General features: G+C 50.8%; 8 protein-coding genes. All 8 read right to left on the bottom strand.

Features of this window, described 5'->3' with window-relative positions:
* Positions 1–365: 365 nt before the first annotated feature.
* Positions 366–641: an HU family DNA-binding protein gene (locus DWU89_RS19875; RefSeq protein WP_115501369.1), complete on the bottom strand. Its 276-nt coding sequence runs from the start codon at positions 639–641 to the stop codon at positions 366–368.
* Positions 642–650: 9 nt separating this feature from the next.
* A complete protein-coding gene (locus DWU89_RS19870) occupies positions 651–2732 on the bottom strand; it encodes a DUF4906 domain-containing protein (protein ID WP_115501368.1) in 2082 nt (693 codons plus the stop codon).
* A gap of 21 nt (positions 2733–2753) precedes the next feature.
* Complete coding sequence (locus DWU89_RS19865; RefSeq protein ID WP_115501367.1) at positions 2754–4754, bottom strand: fibrobacter succinogenes major paralogous domain-containing protein; 2001 nt, start codon at positions 4752–4754, stop codon at positions 2754–2756.
* Positions 4755–4758: 4 nt separating this feature from the next.
* Positions 4759–5826 (bottom strand): BF2992 family fimbrillin-A clan protein, encoded by a 1068-nt coding sequence (locus DWU89_RS19860; protein WP_115501366.1) that lies wholly within the window; start codon positions 5824–5826, stop codon positions 4759–4761.
* A 44-nt stretch (positions 5827–5870) separates the two neighbouring features.
* Complete coding sequence (locus tag DWU89_RS19855; protein ID WP_158543413.1) at positions 5871–6908, bottom strand: fimbrillin family protein; 1038 nt, start codon at positions 6906–6908, stop codon at positions 5871–5873.
* A 16-nt stretch (positions 6909–6924) separates the two neighbouring features.
* On the bottom strand, positions 6925–8049 hold the full coding sequence (locus DWU89_RS19850; RefSeq protein ID WP_115501364.1) for a fimbrillin family protein: 1125 nt from the start codon (positions 8047–8049) through the stop codon (positions 6925–6927).
* Positions 8050–8080: 31 nt separating this feature from the next.
* Positions 8081–9121 carry a fimbrillin family protein gene (locus DWU89_RS19845; protein ID WP_158543412.1) on the bottom strand — a complete coding sequence of 347 codons (1041 nt, stop codon included), beginning with the start codon at positions 9119–9121 and terminating at the stop codon, positions 8081–8083.
* A gap of 4 nt (positions 9122–9125) precedes the next feature.
* Positions 9126–9661, bottom strand: a 536-nt coding sequence (locus tag DWU89_RS19840; protein ID WP_187574954.1) for a fimbrillin family protein, incomplete at its 5' end; no start/stop codon positions are given.

The following is a 9661-nucleotide window of genomic DNA, read 5'->3' as shown; positions in this document are numbered from 1 at the left end:
GACAGATTCCGTAGTTGGTGGCCAGTGCGCCGGGGAAGACAATTTCCACCATATAATGGTCTTCCGGCAAAACCATCAAAACCGACAAGATGTGTTTTTCTCCGTATCTATCCATGCGATATTTAGTGCTGATTATTTTGATATTGTTTTGAAATGATAAATGATGATTTAGCGGTGTGTTTGCTCGTATTTACCGGGCGCAGACGGGCGCAGATTACGCAGAGGAACGCAGACTTATTTTCTTTTAAAACAATAAATGATCTGCGTTCCTCTGCGTCGTCTGCGAAATCTGCGTCCGGTAATATAAACATAGCGATGCACCGATAAATCAGCATTTGCTCCTTCGTCTTGTTAGCGCTAACTATTCAAGGGTTCAGGGTTTTCATCAACCCCTTGCCCGGTTTAAACTTGACGATGGTACGGGACGGTATATGGGCTGGGACGCCTGTGCGCGGGTTACGACCGGGGCGGCCGGGCTGTTGCCGGCAACTAAACAGGCCGAAGTTTTGCAGGCAAATGGAATTGCCTTTCTGAAATTCTTCGCTTAATACCTCGCACAGGGTGTCGAGGTATTGTTGCGATTCTTTACAAGTAATTCCCAACCGGTGGGAAAGGGTTTGTGACAGTTCTTTCTTATTCATTATTGTTTGTTAATTCGTTGTTTTTATTTTTACGCAACGACCAAGTAAGCCATCATTAGGTCCACGATAGTTTTGTTTACCTTGGCTACTGTCATTATATTGATTCTGGTATCCCCCGTAAACATAAACATTGGTTTTTTCAGTATTCTGAAAATTCGAACACCAGTAAATTCCCAAATGACCGCAAGCGTATCCTGCTCCTGATGATACATGCCGGTATCCCACGTAAGGCCAGAATAAGTTTGTCAAATTGTTGGCAAATGCCGCGTTCTTATCCAACTGACCATTATTGGTCTTGTATGTTACACTTGTTTTCGTAGTAAAATTCGCCACTGCACCACTCGGAGGAATACACCAACCCGCCGGACATGGATCAAATACGGTTTTATTAGGATAATTCCATAATTCTTTTTTATCTACACTCCAATTCTTTAAAAAGAAAATAGGGTTACTTATCGCATTTTCAATACCATTACCCGAAATTCCCGATGCATAAATACGGTTTCCGTTGGCATCATAAGTTGGCGTAATCGTATTTATAAGGAGAGCAGTACTCGCTATCTGATCACCCGGAAGAAACGGGTCTTTTCGTCCCCACTGATAAATCATGCCGAACGAATCGAAACCCGGTTCATTCGACAACGCTCCGATCCCCCGGTCCATCCAGACATACTTTTCCCACATAAAAACTCTGCTTTTACCGTCGTTGGTCAAGCTAATTTCCTGATTAGTATTTTCTGAAATATTTTTAATCTTCTCGTCTACATCATCCAATGTATAATCCGTTACCCAGATATGCCAGCTCCATAATATCTTATTCTCTTCGTCATAAGCGGCAATCAAGGCGTTCCCTGTCATATTGGCTGTCTGTATCCGGTATTCCCCACTGGCGCTCAAATGATAGATTGCCCGGATTAGTCCCGGTTTGGTTTGCCAGACGATCTCGGCACGGGCGATGTTGCACTTATCCTTAGAACCTACCCGGTCGAGATAGACGATTGTTCCCGACACGTCTGCACCCGGCGGATTATGCGGGTTAAAGGTCAGGAAGGAGTTGGGTTTGACCATATAACAATTGGCGCCCGGCAGAGAGGCCGGGATATCTTTGACTTCGAGGCGCGAATCGTTCTTACCATCCACACCGGTTATTTTCAAGTTGACGGTGTACGATTTATTCCCTTCTATATCAAAGTTGTCAGTGTTGTTATTCCCCGGATATAAAGTATAGTTCACTCTTTTTGCGTCAGTGTTGTTATCTGCATTCGGATAGTAATTGGCTTCAAGGTAGACGCAAGTACAATAGTTATCCGGTTTATTGTTGTTTTTATCTTTTGCATCGTTTACTGTGGCAGTGCTTTTCCCCCGCCTGTTTTCCGGAATATACCAGGTGTAACCTTTATCTATATTGCTGACAACCGGTTCCAAGTCGCTATATAGTTCGCTGCTTTGAGCCGGATAAACAGTCCCGCTTGCCGGAGCTTCCGGACTGGCATCGGTCGAAACTGATCGCAATTGTAGCCAGAGCGGTTCAAACCGGGCACCGGACGGCAGGCTGGTCAAGTCTATTTTGAAAACAATCTTAGCCAGCCGGCTGGTCAGAGTAGCAGCAACGGAGGTTTCTTTTTTAATTACGGTCAGGCAGCTTCCGGTCATCAGGATGTTTCCACCCATCTCAGAAGAAGGAATTACTGTTGCTTTGAATGTTTTCAATGTACCGTTGAAGTTACTGAACGTCTTACCGGCATTGGCTATAAAATAGAGGGTTTGTTGCTTTTCCGCATTCTGTGGCTGCATCAGTCCGACCTTTAAACCTTCCAGTGAAGATGGATTTTGGAACGTGCGGACAATCATGGTTGGAGCGTCATCCCCTTCCCCATCAAACTGGATCACCGTCAGGTCCTGGATTGCCGATTCCTCGGCAGTAAGGTTGGTTCCCCGTGTCGATCTTTCGCCTCCAATACGGGCGACTTGCAGACTGCAGGTGACCTCAACCGATACGCCCTTCACGCTCTGCAACTCGTCTTTCTCCGCGCAGGCGGTGATCAGGGTTGTCCAAATAGCTAAAAGCCAGAATATATTCTTTGTTTTCATCCTGTTATTTCATTTTATCGGTTATTTCACTTTTACACAACGTACGGAACCGCCTAAAGAACCGACGATAGTGTTGGCAACGCTTCCGCTCGAACTGGTGATTTTATAAGTATAGGGTGTTGTACTTGCCCATTCGGTCGACCACATATATGCATTGCCTGTATCAAAAGCGATACTGTTATTTAGAGCTCCCCTTGGGAACCAGGAATAGACACCCGGACCGACGGTCCATACAGTTCCGTAGGGATTGGCTGTGTCCCAAGCCATATTACCTCCACTCCCCCATTTATAAGCCTCCCAGGCAAGCTTTGCCGGTACGCGCCATCCGGCAGGGCAGGGATCAAACACTGTTTTCGTATTGGGATCCCAGAGGTTGGTGATAGCAGCTGCTCCGCCGTGCCAGGTGCCTGATTTACCACTTTGTTGTTGGAAAAAGACTGTCGGATTCTTGACAGACACGTCGAAGTTCAGGGCATTTCCTTTATCAGCAGCCGTAATCACGCTACTAATAGCCGAGTTCTGCGTTTTGTCATAAAACGGGTCTTTCCGCCCCCACTGGTAGTAGAGGTTACGGTTCTTGTCCTCACGGTAGGTGTTTAGGGCGCCCAGGTTACGGTCCATCCACTCATACGTATTATTATTGCTATCTGTCTGGGTGTGTATATACCCGTTTGTTCCCGTCCCGTCCAACACCTTAGCGTAGGGCGTCACCCAGATATGCCAGCTCCAGAGGATCGTCGTCCCGTCGGCTGCGTATGCAGCGATCAGCGCGTTGCCGGTTTCCCCTTTGGCGTTAGGCACAACGCGCACTAACCCGTCGGCGAATATGACATCGATCAGGTTCGCCGACGTCTGCCAGACCGGCCTGACATCCGCGATCCGGCTGTACTGGTTTTCGATCACCTGGTCGGCATAGACTATTTCGGTTCCGGCAACATCCGTACCCGGCGAATCGTGCGGGTCGAATGTCACTTCGCTGCCCGCTTCCGGCGCGACGACAAAACAGTTGGCCGACGGGCTGACCGTCAGATTGCGCGTCGACACATTCGCATCGAAGCTGTTGACGCCACCCACAACGGGCAGCATCTCGTAGCTATAATTACGGCTTACATTATAATGATCATCCTTTCCGGGATAGAACTTATAGGTAACCAACTGGTCCTGCATATTGGGGGCTTCGTAGATGCCGGAAAGCTCCACATAAGTACGGAAGTCGTCACCGTAAGAGCCATCAGCCGCCGCCGTCCGCACGTTTTGCGGGATATACCAGGTGAAGCCCTCCTCGATCTTGTCGATGATGGAGGTATAGTCGGTGAAATTTTCGGACGTTTTTTCCGGATAGTCGGTCGCCTCCGTGATCCCGTCGGCATATTTCAGCACTTTCGGCACGTTCCGTAAGCGGAGGCTGATAGGAGTAAAACGGGCCTCGGTCACCTCTAACTTCTTCGTATAGTTAAAATGAATCTGTGCAACCAGCCGTTTCAGTATGACCGGATGAGTTTGCTCGTCATCCACACCTTTCACCGGCACATACCCGGCGCCGAGCATCAACTGGTTTTCGCCGTTGTTCGTCTTCTGGTCGAAAGGGATGGTTAGAGCCTTGAAATCGCCCAATGTCCCCTTATAGTCCTGGAACATGGAACCGGCATTGGCGATAAAGACCAGATATTGGGTGTCTTTAGTCGATGCCTTCAACCCGATCAGGTAATAACCTTTAGCGCCTCCATCTGCATCCGTCTCCGGTTCGGGGTTACGCAGGTAGCGAGCGGTGACGCATGGGGCTTTATCTTGTTCTGTTACATCCGCTACGCTCTCGTCGAGGTCGAATTGCAGGACCGTCAGATTCTGCAATGTGTTTTCGTCCACCCCCTGACCGGAAGCGGCCTCCACCCCAAAACGGATATAGGTAAGGCCATCCGGCAAGACTTCGTCCCTTTTTTCCGGGATTCCGTCCGCCGAACAGCCGACCAACATCCCGATCTCCATCAGGAATGCCATCAGTATATATAAATTCGTCTTCATCTTATTATATCGTCATGTCTAAATCAATATCGTCATCCCACTGGTTGATCTTTATCGTATGGCTTACCGTTTGTTCGCCGCTGCCCGTTGTACTGTTGTCCGTGACAGTTGTCCAGGGAGCAACGGTGATGTCGAAACGGACGTAATCCCATCCGTAGTTGACCTCAAAGTTGTAACGTTTGCCGGGGTCGAAAGCTAAACGGTTGATCTTGGCGTTCAATGTTATCGTCTCTTCCTCTCCGTCCGCAATTGTCCCGTCTTCTTGCTTTAGCTTTTTCTTGACCGCTACCGTAATTACCGCTTTGAATGTACTCTCGGCCTTCGGAAAAACCACCAAAGGCGTTTTCTGCGTATTGATATAACCCGGGCCCTTGTCTACTTGCGACTCAATGGTAAAGGCATCGGTTCCGCCAATCGTCAATGTTCCGAATTTACCCGCTGCATCGGCTGCAGGTATCACGAGCTTATTGTCCGGCAGCAAGTAGTTTTCCTCCCCTTCCGCGGCCAATACCATCCCGTCGATCCCGATGCTCCGGACGGCAAACGAGGCGATCGAATCGACCTTCTGCGGAACCACCTGCACGGTAAAACGGATCTGCGAGGCGAGATGATCGAGATTATTCAGTTGGATTGCAGTAGTCGCAGCAGCCTCTACCTGCGCCCGGGTGACAGCCCCCAAGGCGTCCACCCCCTGCTGTATATGCCCGTGTTTGCCGTCTTTGCCAGTACCCGTCAGCACCTGCCGCGGCGTCATGGCGCAAAAGTCGTAGGTGCCGACAGAGAGGTACATCGCCTCGCTATCGGTTTCATCAAGCGTCAGACTACCGCTCGCCACCTTATAGTTCCTTGCCGCAACCAGGTTATGGCTGTTCGGATCATAGGCCGCAATGGTCAGTTCCGTCCCGTCCGCCACACCTGTCGCCCCATCCGCCCGCGTCGGCGTAACCCCTGCCAGCATAAAGCTGACCGGCCATGCCTCCCCGTCATTTTCCCCGCGTCCGGCATCCACTTTATCGCATCCCGCAAGCAGCAACAACAACGTCAACAATCCTATATAAAATTCTCCTTTCATATCCAATATTTATAACTTTCAACTTTCCCCTTTCAACTCTCCCCTCACTTCGGGTCCACCTCAATCACCTCGTCCACCCCGATTCCTTCGCCCGATGTCCAGGGGTTTTGAAGAAGTGAGGTATTGAAGGTGACGGCTTTACGTGAGATTTGAGCGGTAATTTTGTATTCCGACCCGCCCTTCAACCCGCCATCCGGAGCGGTCAGCACGGCCGAGTACCGTTTATTGGCAGGCGTACCGCTTACCGTGAACTGTATGCCCGTAAAATCGAATTGCAAGGGAATCTGTGCTTTCCCGGCAACCGGAAGCAGGATAAAGGAGACGGTAAATTCCGTATCGCTACCTTGCGTTTTGGAGGCCGCCTTCACCTGTCCGTTAGCCTTGTCGAGGGGCGTACCGCCTGTAACGTCTGTCCCAGCCCTCCAGTAGATCATGTCGTTATGAGTACCGGCATTCCATGTCTTCGACAAGTCGATATAACTTCCCGTGCTGTCGATCGGAGCAATGGAGGCCGTCAGGCCGGTGGCGGAGACGTAACCGTCTGTGCCGGCCGGTTTCACCGTCAGCACGACACGGGTGGCGATATGGCGGAAGGTCAAAGGGATAGGACTGCCCGCAGAGCCTTCCACTTTATGCGAACTGCTTACCGCCATCAGGTAATCCACCCCGTTTTGTAGGGTGACAGTCCGGTTACCGGTTTCCATGGCAGGCGCCAGAAGACTGGCGTCGTTGCTCGACAGGGCGTAAAAATTATACCCTTCCCCAACCGGCAGTTTCATTTCACCGCTAAGCGGGACGAGGTTGCACGTATTGTTTTCCAGATGGAACGTGTACGAGTTTGAATAGGCATATTTTTCCGCCTCCGCAGGGGCCTTTCCCTGCCAGGCATATACGGCGACATGTCCGTTTGCGGTTAAGCCGTCCGTACCGGCACCCGCTTTGGTCTGTCCGCCAACCGCTTGCGAGGCGGTGAAACGGACGGCGGCGTACCCCTCTTCTACGACAGGCAATCTGTCATCCGACCCGCTACAGGCTGTCAGCAGGCCGGCGAGGCACAGGATATTCAATATGCTGTTTTTCATATTCATTGAAATAACTTTAAGGGGTTGTTGAATCACCCGTTGGAGTCGTATCGGTTATATTTCCCACTTCACCACCGGTTCCGGTGTTCCACGGGACTACCGTCACGGTTGAGAACTTGATTTCCGTCCCGGAAAGAGTCAGCGTGTACTGGTTGCTCGTCCCCGCCAGCCAACCGGCGGAGGCATCGAGTTCACCGGTATAGGTATGGGTAAGAGGTTGGGCTTCGGAGCCACCGACAACCAAATTACCGATCTCTATTTTAATTCCCATTTTTTGGCTTGTCGCTTTGGCAAGCGGCAACAGATGGCAGGTGGCAACCTGGTTGGCAGGGGTCGTACTGCCGTTCGCAACTGTGCCGGAGGTGACAACCGACATCTGTTTAAAATAGGCCGTGTCGGCACTCCCCGGAGAGCCTGCCAAAAGGTTTCCAAAGCGTATTTCTCCGTTATATAAGTGCATCTTGGCATTCTCTTCTGTGGTTGGCCGGATGGTTACCCTCGCAAGGTTAAAATTTTGGGCGGCATCATTACTTCCGGCATGGGCGCCATCCCCGAAGATGATCGTCAGTTGCACCTGCGTACCTGCGTGTCTGAACGTCAGGGGAATTTCCGCTTTTTTCGTACCGAATGCGATCTTTTGCTCCGGCACGGCAGCGTACAGGTAATCGATTCCGTTTTTAGCGTCAACTGTCGTATATTCATCAGTCGGAACTCCATCCGAGGCCTTGTCCGTAGGAAAATCCGGAACAGCAGTTTCCGCACTATTGGTCGATACGGCATAGAAGTTGAAGGTTCCCGAGGGAAGGATCATTTCGGAACCAGAACCTGACGCCGATGCGGTTGGGGACAAACTCTGGGTGCCGCCGTCAGCGGCAGTGGCTACCGTATAGACGTTTGTCGCGGTGGCCTTGGTCTCCCCCGCCTTTTTCCGGTAGGCATAGATACGCACCTTTGCATCAGCGGTGAGCTTATCCGTACCGGCAACCACCCCTTCCGTACGGGTGGGGATGGCGGAACTGAAGAAATGGACTTCGACCGGACCTTCCGGTACCGGCTCGTCCAGCAGCTTCTCCCCCGTGCATCCGCAGCTCAGGCCGATGACGGCTATTAATATCTGTATGATTCCTGTCTGATGTTTCATCTTGTTCCCTCTTATAGTCTATTTCATTTTCCTAATAATCTTCTTCTATGCTACTGTCCGGCAATTCCCCCGGTTTTATATCCCAGGAGGTGACGCCCAACCGTATAAATCCGATCTCGTTTCCGGTAATGTTGACCGTGTAGTTATACTGCTTCCCGGAGACGAATCCGCCCTCCGGAGTGATGATATCTGCCGTGTAGAGCTTATCGGTTTGCGGAGCCAGCCCGTTGAAGGTGATCGACGGGAAGACGATGCGGACCGGCAGTTTCTGACCCGCTGTCATCGGCAGCAGGATGCAACCGGAGGTAAAGCCGTTTGTTATATCGCCTGCGCTTTTTAGAGTGGTGTCGGCCGTTGCGGCCGCATATTGTCCGATAACAGGTGTAGCCCCCAATGTGATCTTCGAGCCTGCCGGGTTAGTCAGTGGCAGGGTAACGGCTGGCGCTTCAGCGGCAGTGATCTTATCGTCGCCGCCTGTGCCCGTCACTGTGATCTGTATGCGGCTGGCAAGGCGGATGAATGTCAGGGGTACGTTTTGTTTCTCTTCCGGCTTTGACTCTATTTTTTGCGTCACGGCACAATAGAGATAATCGGTGTTGTTTTTAAGTTCATTTGTTTCCGCAGATGTCTCACTTGTCAGTGCAGGCGGAACCGTGTCCCCGGCGGCATTGACCGAAAGGGCATAGAACGTGTAGGTTCCGGCTGCCAAGAGCATCTCTTCTCCATCTCCTTTTACTGTCAGGCTCCCGTCCCCTCCTGCGAGATAATCCCGGCAGTCCTGCGGCGTGGCACCGACACTACCGGCTTCCGCCTGTTTATAGGCCCGGATCGTGACGTTTACATTCTCCCGGAGTGTCTGTGTCGTGGCCGTTTCCCCCGGTGTTTCCGGTGTACCTTCATCCCCAGCCTTTGTCTCGACTAAGTCGATCCTGCCACTAAACGACACGGCGATCTTTTCCTCCGGCTGAACAGGAGGAATCTCTTCTTTCAGAATCTCCTCCCCGGAGGAACAGGAAAACAAAAGAAGAAGGGCCAATAATAGGCCGGCGATTATGGATGGATGTTGTTGCACGGTTTTAATTGTTATCCGGTTCTATCGGGGTCAGGTTGCCACCATCGTCACCGAGTGTACCATCTGTCCAATCTGCCACCGTTGCACCCGTAAAGGTGATGCCGTTGGCTTTCAGGGTGGCCGTGTAGGTGTATTGTTTGCCGGATTCAAAACCGCCTGACGGATATTTCAGTTGGGTGGTATAGGTCCGTTCTCCCCCTTCCGATTCACCCGTGTTCTGCACTTTAACCCTTAGGGTGACTGTGGGAACAGGGGTACCTGTTGCATCAATTAATGGAAGCATAATGTAGGATACTGTTGCTTTATTCTCTGCAACTTCTCCACAGGTCATTTTTACAGGATTATCAGCATCGACAGATGTTGCCGGTGCTATTACTCCGGTTGACAGTGTCATTTTACACAAGTTGCTTGAATTGGGACTTGGTACCTTCGGAGGCGTAATCTTGGCGGAGTCACCTTTATCCATCCAGCCTTTTAAGGTAATTCCGTTATTGGTTCCCGATTCTATATTTATGACAATTTTTACCGCCTTTCTTTCAA

The organism is Parabacteroides acidifaciens (assembly GCF_003363715.1).
GTDB lineage: Bacteria > Bacteroidota > Bacteroidia > Bacteroidales > Tannerellaceae > Parabacteroides > Parabacteroides acidifaciens.
The sequence above is the reverse complement of the archived record's forward strand: the minus strand, read 5'-3'. Positions and strand labels throughout refer to the sequence as shown.

Coding starts and splice junctions, on each gene's coding strand:
- DWU89_RS19875 (WP_115501369.1), bottom strand. CDS start 641: ATGAATAAGAAAGAACTGTCACAAACCCTTTCCCACCGGTTGGGAATT.
- DWU89_RS19870 (WP_115501368.1), bottom strand. CDS start 2,732: ATGAAAACAAAGAATATATTCTGGCTTTTAGCTATTTGGACAACCCTG.
- DWU89_RS19865 (WP_115501367.1), bottom strand. CDS start 4,754: ATGAAGACGAATTTATATATACTGATGGCATTCCTGATGGAGATCGGG.
- DWU89_RS19860 (WP_115501366.1), bottom strand. CDS start 5,826: ATGAAAGGAGAATTTTATATAGGATTGTTGACGTTGTTGTTGCTGCTT.
- DWU89_RS19855 (WP_158543413.1), bottom strand. CDS start 6,908: ATGAAAAACAGCATATTGAATATCCTGTGCCTCGCCGGCCTGCTGACA.
- DWU89_RS19850 (WP_115501364.1), bottom strand. CDS start 8,049: ATGAAACATCAGACAGGAATCATACAGATATTAATAGCCGTCATCGGC.